The sequence below is a fragment of the Serratia sp. B501 genome (assembly GCF_051172315.1).
Lineage (GTDB): Bacteria > Pseudomonadota > Gammaproteobacteria > Enterobacterales > Enterobacteriaceae > Serratia > Serratia ureilytica.
In genome coordinates this window covers 765,885-784,744 of sequence record NZ_JBPIZB010000002.1, presented here as the reverse complement: position 1 = coordinate 784,744, position 18,860 = coordinate 765,885, and the positions used below count along the sequence as shown (strand labels likewise).

17 protein-coding genes are annotated in these 18,860 nt (G+C 60.3%); 10 read left to right on the top strand and 7 right to left on the bottom strand.

Going from position 1 to position 18,860, the window contains the following annotated elements:
• The first annotated feature begins 49 nt into the window (after window positions 1-49).
• From phoB to proY, 5 genes are all read left to right on the top strand, one after another.
• Window positions 50-739: a phosphate response regulator transcription factor PhoB gene (gene phoB, locus ACSBQV_RS10310; RefSeq protein ID WP_004940438.1), complete on the top strand. Its 690-nt coding sequence runs from the start codon at window positions 50-52 to the stop codon at window positions 737-739.
• 24 nt (window positions 740-763) lie between these two features.
• On the top strand, window positions 764-2,080 hold the full coding sequence (phoR, locus tag ACSBQV_RS10305) for a phosphate regulon sensor histidine kinase PhoR (RefSeq protein ID WP_004940434.1): 1,317 nt from the start codon (window positions 764-766) through the stop codon (window positions 2,078-2,080).
• A gap of 14 nt (window positions 2,081-2,094) precedes the next feature.
• Window positions 2,095-3,057 carry a PstS family phosphate ABC transporter substrate-binding protein gene (locus ACSBQV_RS10300; protein ID WP_042783778.1) on the top strand — a complete coding sequence of 321 codons (963 nt, stop codon included), beginning with the start codon at window positions 2,095-2,097 and terminating at the stop codon, window positions 3,055-3,057.
• A 485-nt stretch (window positions 3,058-3,542) separates the two neighbouring features.
• Window positions 3,543-4,859 (top strand): branched-chain amino acid transport system II carrier protein, encoded by a 1,317-nt coding sequence (brnQ, locus tag ACSBQV_RS10295; protein WP_021504688.1) that lies wholly within the window; start codon window positions 3,543-3,545, stop codon window positions 4,857-4,859.
• Window positions 4,860-4,932: 73 nt separating this feature from the next.
• Window positions 4,933-6,339 (top strand): proline-specific permease ProY, encoded by a 1,407-nt coding sequence (gene proY, locus ACSBQV_RS10290; RefSeq protein WP_033651183.1) that lies wholly within the window; start codon window positions 4,933-4,935, stop codon window positions 6,337-6,339.
• Window positions 6,340-6,384: 45 nt separating this feature from the next.
• Here the strand turns inward: proY and ACSBQV_RS10285 are convergent, their stop codons facing one another.
• The 4 genes from ACSBQV_RS10285 to ACSBQV_RS10270 form a co-directional block, all read right to left on the bottom strand.
• Window positions 6,385-6,672, bottom strand: coding sequence for a HigA family addiction module antitoxin (locus ACSBQV_RS10285; protein ID WP_025160069.1), 288 nt, complete (start codon window positions 6,670-6,672; stop codon window positions 6,385-6,387).
• Complete coding sequence (locus tag ACSBQV_RS10280; protein WP_033651073.1) at window positions 6,672-6,950, bottom strand: type II toxin-antitoxin system RelE/ParE family toxin; 279 nt, start codon at window positions 6,948-6,950, stop codon at window positions 6,672-6,674. Before ACSBQV_RS10280 ends, ACSBQV_RS10285 begins: the two co-directional genes overlap by 1 nt.
• Window positions 6,951-7,035: 85 nt before the next feature.
• Window positions 7,036-7,305, bottom strand: coding sequence for a hypothetical protein (locus ACSBQV_RS10275; protein WP_033651074.1), 270 nt, complete (start codon window positions 7,303-7,305; stop codon window positions 7,036-7,038).
• Between the two features lie 132 nt (window positions 7,306-7,437).
• On the bottom strand, window positions 7,438-8,694 hold the full coding sequence (locus ACSBQV_RS10270) for a mechanosensitive ion channel family protein (RefSeq protein ID WP_033651075.1): 1,257 nt from the start codon (window positions 8,692-8,694) through the stop codon (window positions 7,438-7,440).
• A gap of 247 nt (window positions 8,695-8,941) precedes the next feature.
• Here ACSBQV_RS10270 and malZ point away from each other — a divergent pair, with 247 nt between their 5' ends.
• Window positions 8,942-10,765, top strand: a complete 1,824-nt coding sequence (malZ, locus tag ACSBQV_RS10265; RefSeq protein ID WP_033651076.1) for a maltodextrin glucosidase — start codon at window positions 8,942-8,944, stop codon at window positions 10,763-10,765.
• A 53-nt stretch (window positions 10,766-10,818) separates the two neighbouring features.
• Here malZ and ggt read toward each other — a convergent pair whose 3' ends face one another.
• The 3 genes from ggt to ACSBQV_RS10250 form a co-directional block, all read right to left on the bottom strand.
• On the bottom strand, window positions 10,819-12,582 hold the full coding sequence (gene ggt, locus ACSBQV_RS10260; RefSeq protein WP_099783817.1) for a gamma-glutamyltransferase: 1,764 nt from the start codon (window positions 12,580-12,582) through the stop codon (window positions 10,819-10,821).
• Window positions 12,583-12,817: 235 nt separating this feature from the next.
• Window positions 12,818-13,420, bottom strand: a complete 603-nt coding sequence (locus tag ACSBQV_RS10255; protein ID WP_004940403.1) for a peroxiredoxin C — start codon at window positions 13,418-13,420, stop codon at window positions 12,818-12,820.
• Between the two features lie 229 nt (window positions 13,421-13,649).
• The gene (locus tag ACSBQV_RS10250) at window positions 13,650-14,231 is read right to left on the bottom strand and encodes an ACP phosphodiesterase (RefSeq protein WP_025301748.1); all 582 of its coding nucleotides are present in this window, start codon (window positions 14,229-14,231) and stop codon (window positions 13,650-13,652) included.
• Between the two features lie 120 nt (window positions 14,232-14,351).
• Here ACSBQV_RS10250 and queA point away from each other — a divergent pair, with 120 nt between their 5' ends.
• From queA to secD, 4 genes are all read left to right on the top strand, one after another.
• Complete coding sequence (gene queA, locus ACSBQV_RS10245) at window positions 14,352-15,422, top strand: tRNA preQ1(34) S-adenosylmethionine ribosyltransferase-isomerase QueA (RefSeq protein ID WP_434991438.1); 1,071 nt, start codon at window positions 14,352-14,354, stop codon at window positions 15,420-15,422.
• Between the two features lie 72 nt (window positions 15,423-15,494).
• Entirely contained in the window at window positions 15,495-16,619 is a 1,125-nt protein-coding gene (tgt, locus tag ACSBQV_RS10240) for a tRNA guanosine(34) transglycosylase Tgt (RefSeq protein ID WP_016928877.1), read from the top strand.
• A 33-nt stretch (window positions 16,620-16,652) separates the two neighbouring features.
• Window positions 16,653-16,985: a preprotein translocase subunit YajC gene (yajC, locus tag ACSBQV_RS10235; protein WP_004940391.1), complete on the top strand. Its 333-nt coding sequence runs from the start codon at window positions 16,653-16,655 to the stop codon at window positions 16,983-16,985.
• A 24-nt stretch (window positions 16,986-17,009) separates the two neighbouring features.
• A complete protein-coding gene (gene secD, locus ACSBQV_RS10230) occupies window positions 17,010-18,857 on the top strand; it encodes a protein translocase subunit SecD (RefSeq protein WP_071845087.1) in 1,848 nt (615 codons plus the stop codon).
• Window positions 18,858-18,860: the final 3 nt, after the last annotated feature.

Sequence of the window (18,860 nt, the reverse complement as noted above, 5' to 3'; positions counted from 1 at the left end):
GACGCATAATGGCGCCCGAAAAGTCGCTAACACATTGGCAGGATTGACGATGGCAAGACGCATACTGGTGGTGGAAGACGAAGCGCCGATCCGTGAGATGGTGTGCTTTGTGTTGGAACAAAATGGTTACCAACCGTTGGAAGCCGAGGATTATGACAGCGCCGTGACGCGTCTGTCTGAGCCGTTCCCTGATTTGGTGTTGCTTGACTGGATGTTGCCCGGGGGTTCCGGCATTCAGTTTATCAAACATATGAAGCGCGAAGCGCTGACCCGCGATATCCCGGTGATGATGTTGACCGCGCGCGGCGAAGAAGAAGACCGGGTGCGCGGCCTGGAAGTGGGGGCGGATGATTACATCACCAAGCCGTTCTCGCCCAAGGAGCTGGTGGCGCGCATCAAGGCGGTCATGCGCCGCATTTCACCGATGGCGGTGGAGGAGGTGATTGAAATGCAAGGGCTGAGCCTGGACCCGTCCTCCCACCGCGTGATGGCGAACGATCAGGCGCTGGACATGGGGCCGACCGAGTTCAAGCTGCTGCACTTCTTTATGACCCACCCGGAGCGGGTTTATAGCCGTGAGCAGTTGCTTAATCACGTCTGGGGCACTAACGTTTATGTGGAAGACCGTACCGTTGACGTGCATATCCGTCGGCTCCGCAAGGCGTTAGAAACCAGTGGGCATGATAAAATGGTTCAAACCGTTCGGGGCACCGGCTACCGGTTCTCAACGCGCTACTGATCGCGCCGCGCTGGAGAATATGCCGTGTTAGAACGTCTGTCGTGGAAGAGGCTGGCTCTGGAGCTGGCTCTTTTTTGTTTGCCCGCCTTACTGCTGGGGCTGATTTTCGGTTATCTGCCCTGGTTCCTGCTGGCCTCCGCGCTGGCTGCGCTGGTGTGGAATTTCTACAACCAGCTCAAACTCTCCCATTGGCTGTGGATCGACCGCAGCATGACGCCGCCGCCCGGCCGCTGGAGCTGGGAGCCGCTGTTTTATGGCCTGTATCAGATGCAGCAGCGCAACCGCCGCCGCCGGCGCGAGCTGGCGCTGCTTATCAAGCGCTTTCGCAGCGGGGCCGAATCGCTGCCTGACGCGGTGGTGATGACCACCGTCGAGGGCAACATCTTCTGGTGCAACGGGCTGGCGCAGCATCTGCTCGGCTTCCGCTGGCCGGAAGACAACGGCCAGCACATCCTTAACCTGCTGCGTTATCCGGAATTCAGCCACTATCTGCAACAGCAGGAGTTTTCGCGTCCGCTGACGCTGCAGTTGAACAACGAACACTACGTCGAATTCCGCGTGATGCCGTATTCCGAAGGGCAGTTGCTGATGGTGGCGCGCGACGTCACCCAGATGCGCCAGCTGGAGGGCGCGCGGCGCAACTTCTTCGCCAACGTCAGCCATGAGCTGCGCACGCCGCTGACGGTGCTGCAGGGCTACCTGGAGATGATGGGCGACGAAGAGCAAGACGGTTCGCTGCGCAGCAAGGCGCTCAGCACCATGCAAGAGCAGACCCGCCGGATGGACGGGCTGGTCAAGCAACTGCTGACGCTGTCGCGCATCGAGGCGGCGCCCAATGTCGACATGAACGAGCGGGTGGATATCCCGCTGATGCTGCGGGTGTTGCAGCGCGAGGCGCAATCGCTGAGCGGCGGCAATCATGAGATCACCTTCCGGGTGAACGAACAGCTCAACGTGTTCGGCAATGAAGACCAGTTGCGCAGCGCGGTGTCTAACCTGGTGTACAACGCGGTCAACCACACGCCGAAGGGCACCCATATCGAAGTGAGCTGGCAACAGACGGCGCATGGCGCGCAGTTCCAGGTCAGCGACAACGGGCCGGGCATCGCCGCCGAACACCTGCCGCGCCTGACCGAGCGTTTTTACCGCGTCGACAAGGCCCGCTCGCGCCAGACCGGCGGCAGCGGGCTGGGGCTGGCGATCGTCAAGCACGCGCTCAGCCATCACGACGCGCGGCTGGAGATCCTCAGCGAACCGGGGATCGGCACCCGCTTTATCTTTACCTTGCCCAATCGGTTGATTGTTCCCGCCGCTTTATCAGAGAATGCGGTGAAAAATTAACGCGAGACACCGGTATGACCCGAATAACCCGAGGGCTGTTGCTTTGCCTGGCGCTGCTGGCCGGACGCGGCGCGCTGGCGCAGCCTGACGGCATGTTGGCGGGCAACCTGTCCAGCGTCGGTTCCGACACGCTGGCGAATCTGATGGCGCTGTGGGCGCAGGATTTCAGCCAGCATTATCCCAACGTCAACCTGCAGATCCAGGCCGCCGGCTCCTCGACCGCGCCGACCGCGTTGGCCGCGGGCGCCGCGCAGCTCGGCCCGATGAGCCGGCCGATGAAGGCGGCCGAGATCTCGGCATTCGAACACCGTTACGGCTATGCGCCGCTGGCGGTGCCGGTAGCGGTGGATGCGCTGGTGGTATTGGTGCATCAGGATAATCCGCTGCGCGGCCTCAACCTGCAGCAGCTCGACCGCATTTTCTCCGCCACCCGGCGCTGCGGCGAAAGCCAGCCGCTGACGCGCTGGGGCGAGCTGGGTCTGCGCGGCGACTGGGCGTCGCGTTCGCTGCAGCGCTTTGGCCGCAACTCGGCGTCCGGCACCTATGGCTACTTCAAACTGCGCGCGCTGTGCGGCGGCGATTTCATGCCGCGTGTCAATGAGCTGCCCGGCTCGGCCTCGGTGGTGCAGGCGGTGGCCGGTTCGCTCAACGGCATCGGCTACGCCAGCATTGGCTTTCGCGCCAGCGGCGTGCGGCTGCTGCCATTGGCGGAGTCGGGAGAGGACTATGTCGCGCCTACCGCCGCCAACGTGCGCAACGATCGCTACCCGCTGTCGCGCTATCTGTATATCTACATCAACAAAGCCCCCCATCAACCGCTGGAGCCGCTGACCGCCGCGTTTCTCGATCGCGTGCTGTCGACACCAGGCCAAAGCCTGGTCAACCACGACGGCTATCTGCCGCTGCCGCCGGCCACCCTGCAGAAGACCCGTCAGGCGCTGGGGTTGCCACCGCTCGCGCCGGCCATGGCGCAATAAACGACAAAAAACGGCGTAATTTTCACCTTTTTTTATGGCGAAACGAAGCTCATGCCACGCGAAAATCGGCTTTTTATTGGCGATTTCGAGCGGTAAAACGATATATGCTTCACGTTTTGTGAATTCATTGTTCAAAAATGATACAAATCATGTAGTGTATATTTATTGATAGCCAATATGATCGACTGGTGGCTAAAGTTTATATGGTCGATAGCTCTGCTTTTCGCCGTGCGTCTTGCCTTGAAGCGCTATAAACGTTTACCTTAGCCTTCGTTGTCGGATTAAACCTCCATTTTTATAACTCCTAAAATTTTGCCCATCTTTATGAGCGGCCACTTTCGAATAGGGACATAAACGCCGGATCGACTGCGTTTAGGGTGCTTATTTGGCGCGGCGACGATCGGGCATGCCGGCAACCGGGTGGGGCGTCACGCCACCACGCTATCGGACCCTTTTTTTCATTTGAACAGGCAACACGACATCGTATGAGTCATCGTTTAACGTCAAAAGATATCCTGGCACTGGGCTTTATGACCTTTGCCTTATTCGTCGGGGCCGGGAACATCATCTTCCCGCCGATGGTCGGTTTGCAGTCCGGTGAACACGTCTGGACTGCGGCGCTGGGCTTCCTGATCACCGCCGTGGGCCTGCCGGTCATCACCGTCATCGCGCTGGCGCGCGTCGGCGGCGGCATCGACGCCCTCAGTTCGCCAATCGGCCGCGGCGCCGGCTTGCTGCTGGCGACCGTCTGCTACCTGGCCGTCGGCCCGCTGTTCGCGACGCCGCGTACCGCCACCGTGTCCTTCGAAGTGGGCATCGCCCCGCTGACCGGCGACGGGGCCATGCCGCTGTTCATCTACAGCCTGGTGTACTTCGCGCTGGTGATCGGCATCTCTCTGTATCCGGGCCGCCTGCTCGATACCGTCGGCCATGTGCTGGCGCCGCTGAAGATCGTCGCGCTGGCCGTACTGGGCATCGCCGCGCTGCTGTGGCCTGCCGGTGCGCCGATTCCGGCGACGACGGCTTATCAGAGCGTGCCTTTCTCCTCCGGCTTCGTTAACGGCTATCTGACCATGGATACGCTGGGCGCGCTGGTGTTCGGCATCGTTATCGTCAACGCGGCGCGTTCGCGCGGCGTGAAAGACGCCGGTTTGTTGACCCGCTACACCATTCTGGCCGGTTTGATCGCCGGCGTGGGCCTGACGCTGGTGTACCTGAGCCTGTTCAAACTGGGTTCCGGCAGCGGCGCGCTGGTGCCGGACGCCACCAACGGCGCGGTGATCCTGCACGCTTACGTTCAGAACACCTTTGGCGGCCTCGGCAGCTTCTTCCTGGCGGCGCTGATCTTCATCGCCTGCATGGTGACCGCGGTGGGCCTGACCTGCGCCTGCGCCGAGTTCTTCGCGCAATATCTGCCGTTCTCTTACAAGACGCTGGTGTTTATTCTGGGCCTGTTCTCGATGGTGGTGTCCAACCTCGGTCTGAGCCACCTGATCCAGATCTCCATTCCGGTGCTGACCGCGATTTACCCGCCGTGCATCGTGCTGGTGGTGCTGAGCTTCACCCTGCGTTGGTGGCACAGCGCGCCGCGCATCATCGCGCCGGTGATGCTTGTCAGCCTGTTGTTTGGTATCCTTGACGCGGTGAAAGCGTCCAGCTTCCAGCAGTTGCTGCCGGCCTGGACCACTCACCTGCCGCTGGCGGAGCAGGGGTTGGCATGGTTGCCGCCTTCGCTGCTGATGCTGGCGCTGGTCGCGATTTATGATCGGGTGTGCACGCGTTCCCAAGTGACCGCGCACTGATAATCCCCCGGCTTAATCTAGGGCCACGGACATGTCCGTGGCTTTTTTACGTTTAAAACTATGGGTCATTTTCATGCAACAACAGTCACCCACCACTGTCCCCGACAATAAGCTGAAACGCGGCCTCAGCACGCGTCATATCCGCTTTATGGCGTTGGGGTCGGCCATCGGCACCGGCTTGTTCTACGGCTCGGCGGACGCCATCAAAATGGCCGGCCCGAGCGTGCTGCTGGCTTACCTGATCGGCGGCATCGTGGCCTTCATCATCATGCGCGCACTGGGGGAGATGTCGGTCAACAACCCACAGGCCAGCTCGTTTTCCCGCTACGCGCAGGACTACCTCGGCCCGATGGCGGGTTACATCACCGGCTGGACCTACTGCTTTGAGATCCTGATCGTCGCCATCGCCGACGTGACCGCCTTCGGCATTTATATGGGGGTCTGGTTCCCGGAAGTGCCGCACTGGATCTGGGTGCTGAGCGTGGTGTTGATCATCGGCGCCATCAACCTGATGAGCGTCAAGGTGTTCGGCGAGCTCGAGTTCTGGTTCTCGTTCTTCAAGGTTGCCACCATCATCATCATGATCGCGGCCGGCATCGGCATCATCATCTGGGGCATCGGCAACGGCGGGCAACCGACCGGCATTCATAACCTGTGGTCGAACGGCGGCTTCTTCAGCAACGGCTTTATCGGCATGATCCTGTCGCTGCAGCTGGTGATGTTCGCTTACGGCGGCATTGAAATCATCGGCATCACCGCCGGCGAAGCCAAGGATCCGAAAAAATCGATTCCGAAAGCCATCAACTCGGTGCCGTGGCGCATTCTGGTGTTCTACGTCGGCACGCTGTTCGTCATCATGTCTATCTACCCGTGGAACCAGGTGGGCACCAACGGCAGCCCGTTCGTGCTGACTTTCCAGCATATGGGCATCACCGTGGCGGCGGGCATCCTCAACTTCGTGGTGATCACCGCTTCGCTGTCGGCGATCAACAGCGACGTGTTCGGCGTCGGCCGCATGCTGCACGGCATGGCCGAACAGGGCCATGCGCCGAAGATGTTCAGCAAGGTGTCGAAACGCGGCATTCCTTGGGTGACGGTAGTGGTGATGATGTTGGCGCTGCTGCTGGCGGTATACCTCAACTACATCATGCCGGAGAGCGTGTTCCTGGTGATCGCCTCCCTGGCGACCTTCGCCACCGTGTGGGTGTGGATCATGATCCTGTTCTCGCAAATCGCCTTCCGCCGCAGCCTGAGCAAAGAGCAGGTGAAGCAGCTGGCGTTCCCGCTGCGCGGCGGGGTGTTCACCTCGGTGGTGGCGATCGTGTTCCTGGTGTTCATCATCGGCCTGATCGGCTACTTCCCGACCACGCGCGTCTCGCTGTACGCCGGCCTGGTCTGGGTAGTGTTGCTGTTGGCGGGGTACTGGTTCAAGGTCAACCGCCAGAAAAAACGCGCGCTGCTGGCGACGCAGCAAGACTAAATGGAAAAACACCGGCTGAGGCCGGTGTTTTTTTAGGGGCAGGCGTCAAGCGAAGTCCAGCTTGCGCAGTTTGGAAACGTCGATGGACTGCCTGGCCTGCCACAGATCGTAAGCATCTTGCATTCCCATCCAGACCTGTTCGGAACTGCCTATTACGATGGACAGGCGGATGGCCATTTCCGGCGAGATATCGGATTTACCGCTGATCAGGCGTTGAACCGTAGACGGCGCGACGTCCAATGCTTTGGCCAGCGCGCGCGCGCTGAGATTCAGCGTTTCCATGGTTTCTTTGATCAACTCACCAGGATGAGGAGGATTATGCATGCGGTTCATTAGTGATAGTCCTCATAATTCACGATATAAACATCACCCTCGACCAGTTCAAACGTGATGCGCCAGTTACCGGTCACGGTGACGGACCATTGCCCATTGCGAGCGCCCGTTAGCGGATGCAAGAAGAAGCCGGGTAAATCCACGTCATCAATCACTTTCGCTAAATCCAGCACGCTCAGCCGCAGCGCGATTTTTTTCGCCTGTTTGGCGTCGATACCTGCTGTTGAACCGGTTTCGAAAAACTTTTTGAGTCCCTTATGCTTGAAGCTTCTTATCATCCTGATGGCTCCATGAGTGTTGCGCTATACGCATCATAGTAGGGTGTTGCGTATCACGCAACAAATTGGGGCGTTTTTTAACCCACTATGTCTGGCGTTTGTCCTCCGCTTCCTCATCCCCGGCGGCGCGGGCTTCGATGCGTATGCCGCCGTCGTTCAGGCGTTCCTCCTCTTCCTCGCCGGCGCAGCGCGCCAGCACTTCGCGAATGTCCTGCAGGTTGCTGCTGAGGGCGCTCAGCGAAGGTTGCAGATTGCGGGGCATGCGGCTTTCATCCAGCAAAGCGTTGTGCAGGCAGCCGATAAACAGCAGGGTGGCCATCAGGGTAAACAGCCGATGACGTATCCGTTTCAGCAAGGGCTTTCCCTCTCGGTGGTGAAGGTGAGGGCGCATTAACGCCGTTTTCGCCGGGGAAAAGAAGGGGATGGAGATATCTGCTGGCAATTGAAAGCGAATAATTACCAGCAGACACAGTTACGTCAGCCGACGTCAGGAAGCGTTCGCGCTTTGTCGCAGCATGCCGCGCATGTCGTTGCCGGTCGGCGTCTGATGCACGCGCAGGCCGAACTCGTCGATCACCGCCAGGATATGGTCGAAAATATCCGCCTGAATGCTTTCGTACTCCGCCCAGACCGTGGTGTTGGTGAAGGCGTAGATTTCCAGCGGCAGGCCTTCCGGCGTCGGCGCCAGCTGGCGCACCATCAGCGTCATGTTTTGGTGAATGCGCGGGTGAGCGCGCAGGTAGGCTTCCAGATAGGCGCGCAGCGTGCCGAGGTTGGTCAGGCGGCGGCCGTTGAGCGGCGAGGCCAGATCGACGGCGATCTCCTGGTTGTGCTGGCTCAGCTCCTGGGTCTTAACGTTCAGGTAGCTGTGCAGCAGCGGGTTGCGCTGCAGGCGGCGCTGTTCCTCTTCCGACAGGAAGTGCACGCTGCCGGTGTCGATATTCAAGCTGCGCTTGATGCGGCGCCCGCCGGATTCCGACATCGAACGCCAGTTTTTGAACGAGTCGGAGATCAGCGCGTAGGTCGGTATGGTGGTGACGGTGTTGTCCCAGTTACGCACTTTGACCGTGGTCAGGCCGATGTCGGTGACCGCGCCGTCGGCGCCGTATTTCGGCATTTCCAGCCAGTCGCCGATCTTTAGCATGTCGTTGGCGGAGAGCTGAATGCCGGCCACCAGCCCGAGGATCGGATCCTTGAACACCAACATCAGGACCGCCGTCATGGCGCCCAGGCCGCTGAGCAGCAACAGCGGCGATTTGCCCATCAGCAGCGAGACGATCATGATGCCGATCAGGATCGCCGCCACCAGTTTCAGGCCCTGGAAAATGCCGCGCAGCGGCAGCTGATTGGAAATCGGGCTTTGGCGCAGCAGCGCCAGCAGCGTATCCAGCAGCGAGAACAGCGACAGCAGGGTGAAAGCGAGTATCCACACCTGTGCGGCGGTAACGATCACCGCCTGAGTCTGGCTGCCGCTCTGCAGCCACAGCGTCGCCTGGATGCTGATGATCACCCCTTGCAGCAGCAGCGCCACGCGCTGGAACAGTTTGTATTGGGTGATGGCCTGTTGCCAGACGCGTTGCGACTGCTGGCCGCGGCGCTGAAGGGCGGCCAACACCACCCGGTGCAGCACCAGGTGGATCACCACCGAGATCAGGACGATCAACCCCAAGACCATCAACAGCGACATCACTCCGCCGAATTCCAACCCAAATTGTTCCAGCCAGCGCGTTATCTGTTGTTGCATTACCGCTCCTTAAAAAATGCGCAAAAAATATCCTGTATGCTCAAAACGCGTTAGCCTAAGGGGTAACGTGCAGGATTTGTGCCTGTTTACCTTTTTTTACATCGAGTTAGCGTTATTTTTCGGTCTCCGCCCCCCGGCTCATCCCTGGGTTTTGCGGTCAGAGAGGAGGGGGAGTTGCACTTAACGTGGCATTGTTCGCATTCTTGAAGAATGCCGTCGATTTCGTTTGGTACAGCAGGAGAACAGTATGCTTAACGCCTGGCATCAACCGGTTCCGCCTTTTGTGGTGAAGCAAGGGCAACGTTTGGATATCACGCTGTGGTTACAAGGGGATGAACTGCCGGAACGGGTGTTTTTGCGCGCCGAACCGGACAACGAAGAATGGCTGCTGGTGATGAAAGCGCAGCGTCACGAGGGGATGCGGCGCTACCAGGCCAGCCTGACGCTGAATGAGGGCGAGCCGACGCGGCGATACTGCTTCAAGCTGCTGTGGGCCGATCGCCAGCAGTGGTTCGGGCCGCAGGGCTGGTCGCCAACGCCGCCGGGCCAGCTGGCGCAATTCGCCGTCGACGAGCCTGACAATGGCCCCGAGTGGGTGGCGGATCAGCTGTTCTACCAGATTTTCCCCGATCGCTTTGCCAGCAGCGGCGGCGAGCACGGCATCCAGAGCGGCAGCTACCGCCATCACGCGGCCGGCGCCGAGGTGATCCGGCGCGACTGGCAGCATCCGCTGGAGGATAGCCACGCCGCTTCGACCTTTTACGGCGGCGATCTGGACGGCATTTGCGCCAAACTGCCGTACCTGCAGCAGCTGGGCGTGACGGCGCTGTACCTGAACCCGATTTTTACCGCGCCGAGCGTGCATAAGTACGATACCGAGGATTATTACCAGGTCGATCCGCACTTCGGCGGCAACGCGGCGCTGGCGCGTTTGCGAGTGAGCACTCACAAGGTAGGCATGAAACTGGTGCTGGACGGGGTGTTCAACCACACCGGCGACTCGCATCCGTGGTTCGACCGCCATCGCCAAGGGCAAAACGGCGCCTGCCACCATCCCGATTCGCCGTATCGCGGCTGGTTCAACTTCTACCCGGACGGGCGCGCGCTCGACTGGAAGGGCAACGCCAGCCTGCCGAAGCTCAACTTCGCCGAGCCGCAGGTGGCGGAAGCGATCTATCGCGGGGAAGGCAGCGTGGTGCGCCACTGGCTGCGTCCGCCGTACAGCATCGACGGTTGGCGGCTGGACGTGGTGCATATGCTGGGGGAGAACGGCGGCGCTGCTGGCAACCTGCGTCACCTGGCGGGCATCTATCAGGCGGTGAAGCAGGAGAATCCTCAGGCCTACGTAGTGGGCGAGCACTTTGGCGACGCGCGTCGCTGGCTGCACGCCGGCGTGGAGGATGCGGCGATGAACTACATGGGGTTCGCGCTGCCGGTGCGGGCGTTTTTGGCGGGGCTGGACGTGGCCTATCACCCGGTGCGGCTGGACGCCGCCGGGTGCGCGCAGTGGATGGACGGCTACCGCGCCGGGTTGCCGCACGGCCGCCAGCTGATCCAGTTCAACCAGCTGGACAGCCACGATACCGCGCGTTTCCTCACGCTGTTGCAGGGGAACGCGGCGCGCATGCAGATGGCGGCGGTGTGGTTGCTGAGCTGGATCGGCGTGCCTTGCCTCTATTACGGCGATGAGATTGGCCTGGACGGCGGCAACGATCCGTTCTGCCGCAAGCCGTTCCCGTGGGACGTCGGCGACTGGGATCGGCCGCTGCTGGCGCTGTTCCAGCGCATGGCGGTGCTGCGTAAACAGAGCCTGGCGCTGCGTCGCGGCGGCTGTCAGGTGCTGTACGCCAGCGGAGAAACGCTGGTGTTCGTGCGCCTGTATCAGCAGGAGCAGGTGCTGGTGGCGCTGCAGCGCGACGGCAGCGGCCAGGCGCAGCTGCCGCACAACCCGCTGTTGGCCCGCGGCCCGTGGCGGCGTGTGGAAGGGCGGGGAGAGTTGAGCGAAACGGCTGGCGGGCTGCGCCTGCAGCTGGCGGAAGAATCGGCCACCGTGTGGCGCTGTGAAGGCTAAGGGAACTGCGGGGGCCGAAGGGCCCCCGCGATTAAGGTGAGTGGGCGTTTACATCAGTAACCGACCGCGGAGCCTGCCGGGCGACGCACGTCGTTGGCGCCGTACAGGTAACCTTCGCGCACTTTGCCGGAAACCGCCGAATCGTTGCCGGAGTTGGCCGGGCTGACGCCCGCCGCGCCCGGCAAACCGACCAGAATCAGTTCGGCGGCGCCCCACGGCGTTTGTTCGACCATCTTATAGCCCATGCCGCTCAGCAGTTTCAGCGTATCGGCGGAAACGCCGCGCTGTTCGTAGTACACCTCATCCGGCAGCCATTGGTGATGGATGCGCGGCGCGTCCACCGCTTCCTGCGGCGCCATGCCGTGGTCGATCACGTTCAACGCGGTCTGCAGGGTGATGGTGATGATGCGCGAACCGCCAGGCGAGCCCAGCACCATAAAGATCTTGTTGTCCTTGGTCACCAGCGTCGGGCTCATTGACGATAGTGGGCGCTTACCGGGGGCAATACTGTTGGCGGTGCCTTGCACCAGCCCGTACAGGTTTTTCTCGCCCACTTTGACCGTAAAATCGTCCATCTCATCGTTGAGGAAGAAGCCGGTGCCCGGTGCGATCACCACGGCGCCGAAGCGGCCGTTGACGGTATAGGTGGTGGAGACCGCGTTGCCGTCATGGTCGACGATCGAATAGTGGGTGGTTTCCGGCTTCTCATGCGGTTCCATGCCGGGCTGTACGTTTTCCGACGGCGTGGCCTTGTCCGCGACGATTTTCTTGCGGATCTGCTCGGCGTAGCTCTTGCTCACCAGCCGGTCGATCGGGTTCTTGATGAATTCCGGGTCGCCGAGGTAGGTGTTGCGGTCCATGTAGGCATGGCGCATCGCCTCGGTCATGGTGTGAATGGCCGCCGCCGAGTTGAAGCCCATGCTTTTCAGGTCATAGCCTTCCACCACATTGAGGATTTCGCACAGCGTCACGCCGCCGGAGCTGGGAGGCGGCGCCGACACGAACTTGTAGCCGCGATAGCTGCAGGTGATCGGCGGGGTTTCGGTGACTTTATAGTTGGCGAAGTCGGCCGCCGTCAAAATGCCGCCGCCCTGTTTGGCCGCCGCCTCTACCGCCTGCGGGATCTTGCCTTTGTAGAAGGCGTCGGTTCCCCCTTTGGCGATGGCTTCCAGCGTATTGGCCAGATCGGTTTGCACCAGTTTGTCCCCCGGCTGCAGCGGGCTGCCGTCCGGGCGCAGGAAGATTTTGGCCGACTCGGGATCCTGTTTGAAGCGCGCGATGGTGGTGTCGAGAATATCGGTATCGGCGCGGGTCAGCACAAAGCCTTCGCGCGCCAGCTTGATCGCCGGCGCCAGCACCTGTTCGCGGCTCAGTTTGCCGTACTTCTCACGCGCGGTTTCCATTCCCAGCACGGTGCCCGGCACGCCCGCCGCCAGATAGCCGTACAGGCTGGCGTCTTTCTTCACCTTGCCGTCGGCGTCCAGATACATGTTGGCGCTGGCCGCCGCCGGCGCGGTTTCGCGGAAGTTGATGAAGGTGTCGGTGCCGTCCGCCAGGTGGACGGTCATAAAGCCGCCGCCGCCGATGTTGCCGCAGCAGGGGTTAACCACCGCCTGCGCGTAGCCGACCGCCACGGCGGCGTCGATGGCGTTGCCGCCCATCTTCAGGATATCCACCCCGACCTGCGAAGCCAGATGCTGCGAGGTGACCACCATGCCGTTTTTGGCCTCCACCGCCGGATTGGACGCCGCATGCAGGCTGCCGCTGACCAGCAGCGCCGCCATGGTCAGGGGTTTGCTCCATTTCTGTAAAAACATAGTTATTCCTACCCTGTCAGTTTTTTATTGTGTTGTGTTTGCTTGGCTGTTGTTCACTTGCAAAGCGCGAGCCAGCGTTATTGATAGTAGCCGCAGATGGGCGCACGCGCGGCGAGCAGGGTGGGAAATGTGAGCGGAAACAGGGAAATAAAGCACTGAAGGCGGGCGTATTGCCCCAAAAAGGGGCATAAAAAAACCGGCCGCGGAGGCCGGTTGATTCACTATCAGGCTGAAATTACAGCTTGGCAGCGTTTTCAGACAGGTATTTTGCCACGCCGTCTGGGGAAGCGCCCATACCTGCTTTGCCTTTTTCCCACTGAGCCGGGCACACTTCACCATGCTCTTCGTGGAATTGCAGCGCGTCAACGGTACGGATCATTTCGTCGATGTTACGGCCGATTGGCAGGTCGTTAACAACCTGAGCACGCACGATGCCGTCTTTGTCGATCAGGAAGGAGCCGCGCAGCGCAACGCCGGCTTCCGGGTGTTCGATGCCGTAAGCTTTCTGGATTTCACGCTTAACGTCAGCAACCATTGCGTATTTCACTTCACCGATGCCGCCTTTGTCGACAGGGGTTTTACGCCATGCGTTGTGGACGAACTCTGAGTCGAAGGAAACGCCAACCACTTCAACGCCACGCTTCTGGAACTCTTCATAGCGGTGATCGAAAGCGATCAGCTCGGAAGGGCATACGAAGGTGAAGTCCATTGGCCAGAAGAACAGGACGGCCGGTTTGCCGTTCAGGTGCTTCTTCAGGTTGAAGTTTTCAACGATTTCGCCGCTACCCAGTACGGCAGCTGCAGTGAAGTCAGGGGCTTGACGAGTTACCAGGACCATAATTACTCCTGTAATAGGTGTTAAAGGGTGGATGTAAAAACAAGGGCCAGTATAGGGGCCGCGACGTGGTGAATAAAGGGCAAAAGACCAATCGATGAGATAGCTTTTACCTATTAAATTCATTAATTAAATTTGACAGGCTTTAAAAATAACCTTTTCCTACAAAAGGGCAAGCGGCAAAACGTAAATTCTTGCAAGGCGCTGCAATTTCAAACGCTTGGGCTTGACCTCACAGCGTTTTTTCCTTCGCCTGCTGCATCATTTGCGGATAAAACTGCCAGAATTGTGTTTCAAGCTGATGATAATGCCGCTCAACGTCGGCGAACGAGCCGGCCAGGGCATCGAGGCGCGGACGGCGGCTGGCCATGCCCTGCAATACCCGGGCGATGAACGGCAATTCGGCGTAGCGTTCCAGCCAGCGTTCCGGCCACAGATAGCCGTTCAGGTTCTGAAAACGCGGCGGCGTGAGCGGCAGGTAAGGTTCGATCTGGCTGCGGGCTTCCTGGGTAAACTGGTGCAGGTCGCGTGAAGGCTCCAGCTGCTGCCAGTGGCGCGCCAGAAAATGGTCCCACACCACGTCGAGGGTAATGGGCGCCACGCGGCGGTAAGGGGCGCTGAAATAGTCGCGGCAGGCTTTCACCTGCGGCAGGCTGTCGGTCAGCACGTCGACGCGGCGGTGCATCATGATGCCGGCTACCACGTCGGGCTGATAGTCGGCGGCGGGGTTGCCGCGCACGAAATCGGCCAGCAGGTTGCCCAGCAACGAGCTGTCCGCCAGCATGGCCAAGTGAAGATGAGCGAGAAAATTCATCCCTCAACTATACCCGAAGTCAGGCAAATCCTCCTTATTTCTTGCCGCTGACCGCCCCCGGCTTTAGACTAGGCCGCCTGTTTTTTACCAACCAGCCTTAAATTGAAGAAGTGAATACCCATGCGCGTCGCTGATTTTTCGTTTGAACTTCCCGAATCCCTGATTGCCCACTATCCCCAGGCCGAGCGCAGCGCATGCCGCCTGCTGCAGCTGGACGGGCTGAGCGGGGCGCTGACGCACGGCGTATTCACCGATCTGCTGGACAAGCTGGAAGCCGGCGACCTGCTGGTGTTCAACAATACCCGCGTGATCCCGGCGCGCATGTTCGGCCGCAAGGTCAGCGGCGGCAAGATTGAAGTGCTGGTGGAGCGCGTGCTGGACGACCATCGCGTGCTGGCGCACGTGCGCGCGTCGAAAGCGCCCAAGCCGGGCGCCGAGCTGCTGCTGGGGGATGACGAGAGCATCGCCGCCACCATGGTGGCGCGCCACGAGACGCTGTTCGAGCTGCGCTTCAACGACGAACGCGATGTCTTCACCCTTCTCAACGCGGCCGGCCACATGCCGCTGCCGCCTTATATCGCTCGCCCGGATGAGGACGCCGACCGCGAACTGTATCAGACGGTCTACAGCGAGAAGCCGGGCGCGGTCGCCGCGCCGACCGCCGGTCTGCACTTCGACGAACCGCTGCTGGCGGCGTTGCGCGCCAAGGGCGTTGAAATGGCGTTCGTGACGCTGCACGTCGGCGCCGGCACCTTCCAGCCGGTGCGCGTGGAAACCATCGAAGATCACGTGATGCACGCCGAATACGCCGAAGTGCCGCAGGAGGTCGTGGATGCGGTGCTGGCCTGCAAAGCGCGCGGCAAGCGCGTGGTGGCAGTGGGCACCACCTCGGTGCGTTCGCTGGAAAGTGCCGCGGCGGCCAGCAAAGAGGCGCTGATTGCGCCGTTCTTCGGCGACACCAGCATCTTTATCTATCCGGGTTACCATTATCAGGTGATCGACGCGCTGGTGACCAACTTCCACCTGCCGGAGTCCACCCTGATCATGCTGGTGTCGGCTTTCGCCGGCTACAAAAATACCATGAACGCCTATCAGCAGGCGGTGGCCGAGCAGTATCGCTTTTTCAGCTACGGCGATGCGATGTTCATCAGCCGTAATCCGCAGGCGAAAAACGAGTCCGTCGGCGGTTAATTTCCCGGGCTGCGCCCACGGCGCGGCCCCGTTTCAACGACATCAGACTGTTTCTCTGATGCTGGAGGCTTTGTGAAGTACGAACTACAAACTACCGATGGCCGCGCACGCCGCGGCCGCCTGATTTTCGACCGCGGCGTGGTGGAAACCCCGGCCTTTATGCCGGTCGGCACCTACGGCACGGTCAAGGGCATGACGCCGGAAGAAGTGAAAGAGACCGGCGCGCAGATCCTGCTGGGCAACACCTTCCACCTGTGGCTGCGCCCTGGCCAGGAGATCATGAAGCTGCACGGCGATCTGCACGATTTCATGCAGTGGCCGGGCCCGATCCTCACCGACTCCGGCGGTTTCCAGGTGTTCAGCCTGGGGGCGATGCGCAAGATCAAAGAGGAAGGCGTGTACTTCCGCAACCCGATCAACGGCGACAAGGTGTTCCTGAGCCCGGAAAAATCGATGGAAATCCAGTATGACCTGGGTTCCGACATCGTGATGATCTTCGATGAATGTACGCCGTACCCGGCCGACTGGGACTACGCCAAACGTTCGATGGAAATGTCGCTGCGTTGGGCGCAGCGCAGCCGCCAGCGTTTCGACGAGCTGGAAAATAAAAATGCGCTGTTCGGCATCATTCAGGGCGGCGTTTACGAAGATTTACGTGATGTTTCAGTAAAAGGGCTGGTGGATATCGGCTTTGATGGGTACGCTGTGGGCGGCTTGGCTGTAGGCGAGCCGAAAGAGGATATGCATCGCATTCTTGAACACGTTTGCCCGCAAATTCCGGAAGATAAGCCACGCTATTTGATGGGCGTCGGCAAGCCGGAAGATTTGGTGGAAGGCGTGCGCCGCGGCATCGACATGTTCGACTGCGTCATGCCGACCCGCAACGCCCGCAACGGCCATTTGTTCGTGACTGACGGTGTGGTAAAAATCCGTAATGCCAAGCACAAGGATGATACTTCTCCGCTGGATAAAGACTGTGATTGCTACACGTGTCGCCATTACAGCCGCGCCTACTTGCACCATCTCGACCGTTGCAACGAAATATTGGGTGCTCGACTGAACACAATTCATAACCTGCGTCACTACCAGCGCCTGATGGCGGGTTTACGCCAGGCTATCGAAGAGGGTAAATTAGAGCAGTTTGTTGCGGATTTCTATGGTCGGATCGGCAAGCCGATTCCGCCTTTAAACGCTTGATCTAATAATTGATAACTTAATGAGGGAATTTCAATGAGCTTTTTCATTTCTGACGCCGTCGCATCCGCAGGGGCTCCGGCTCAGGGAAGCCCGTACTCTCTGATCATTATGCTGGTGGTGTTCGGCCTGATCTTCTACTTCATGATCCTGCGCCCACAGCAGAAGCGCGCGAAAGATCACAAGAAGCTGATGGACTCCATCGGTAAAGGCGACGAAGTGCTGACCACCGGCGGCCTGATCGGTCGCGTGACCAAAGTGGCCGACACCGGCATCATCGCCATCGCGCTGAACGACACCACGGAAGTGATGATCAAGCGTGACTTCGTGGCGGCCGTTCTGCCGAAAGGTACCATGAAGGCCCTGTAATCTTTTTTCCCGAAGGGAATTGCCGTGCTAAACCGTTATCCTTTGTGGAAGTATCTGATGTTGATCGTCGTGATCCTCGTCGGTCTGCTTTATGCGCTTCCCAACATCTACGGTGAGGATCCGGCCGTACAAATCACTGGCGCGCGCGGCGTCGCCGCCAGTGAAACTACGCTGGACCAGGTCCGTACCGTATTAGAAAAAGACAACATCGCGAGCAAGTCGATTGCGCTGGAAAATGGCGCCATCCTGGCTCGCTTTAAAGATCCTGACGTTCAGCTGCGCGCCCGCGAAGCGCTGGTGACCGAGCTGGGTGACAAATTCGTCGTGGCGCTGAACCTGGCGCCGGCCACGCCGACCTGGCTGGCCATGCTGGGCGCAGAGCCGATGAAACTCGGTCTGGACCTGCGCGGCGGCGTGCACTTCCTGATGGAAGTGGACATGGACACCGCGTTGAGCAAGCTGCAGGAACAGACCATGGATACCCTGCGCAGCGAGCTGCGCGAGAAGGGCATTCCTTACGCGTCTATCCGCAAGCTGGACAACAACGGCGTGGAAGTTCGCTTCCGCGACGATGCGGCCCGTGACCAGGCCATCAGCTACATCGGCCCGCGTCAGCGCGATCTGGTGCTGTCCGCCAATGGTGCCAACACCATGAAGGCCAGCCTGACGGACGCCCGTCTGAGCGAAGCGCGCGAATACGCCGTACAGCAGAACATCACTATCCTGCGTAACCGCGTCAACCAGCTAGGCGTCGCCGAACCGCTGGTGCAGCGCCAGGGATCCGACCGCATCGTGGTTGAGCTGCCGGGCATTCAGGACACCGCGCGCGCCAAAGAAATTCTGGGCGCCACCGCGACGCTGGAATTCCGTCTGGTGAACACCAATGCGGACGCCACCGCGGCGGCCAACGGCCGCGTGCCGGGCGATTCCGAGGTGAAATACACCCGCGACGGCCAGCCGATCGTGCTGTACAAGCGCGTGATCCTGACCGGTGACCACATCACCGACTCCACCTCGAGCACCGACGAATACAACCAGCCGCAGGTTAACATCTCGCTGGACAGCGCCGGCGGCACGTCGATGTCCAACTTCACCAAGGACAACATCGGTAAACCGATGGCGACCCTGTTCGTGGAGTACAAGGACAGCGGCAAGAAAGACGCCAACGGCCGTGCGGTGCTGGTGAAACAGGAAGAAGTGATCAACGTGGCGAACATTCAGTCGCGTCTGGGCAACAGCTTCCGCATCACCGGCATCGGCAACCCGAACGAAGCGCGTCAGCTTTCGCTGCTGCTGCGTGCGGGTGCGCTGATTGCGCCGATTCAGATCGTTGAAGAGCGCACCATCGGTCCAACCCTGGGTCAGCAGAACATCACCCAAGGTCTGGAAGCCTGTCTGTGGGGCCTGGTGGCGTCCATCGTCTTCATGGTGGTCTGGTACCGTAAGTTCGGCGTGATCGCCACCACGGCGCTGGTCGCTAACCTGGTGTTGATCGTCGGCGTGATGTCCCTGTTGCCGGGGGCGACGCTGACCATGCCGGGCATTGCCGGGATCGTGTTGACGCTGGCGGTGGCGGTCGACGCCAACGTACTGATTAACGAACGTATCAAGGAAGAGCTTAAGAACGGCCGGTCCGTTCAGCAGGCGATCCATGAGGGCTATAAAGGCGCATTCTCCAGTATCGTCGACGCCAACATCACCACCCTGATCACCGCGGTCATCCTGTACGCAGTCGGCACCGGTTCGATCAAGGGCTTTGCGATCACTACCGCTATCGGTGTGGCGACGTCCATGTTCACCGCGATTGTCGGTACCCGTGCCATCGTCAACCTGCTTTACGGCGGCAAACGCATTAACAAGCTGTCTATCTGAGGA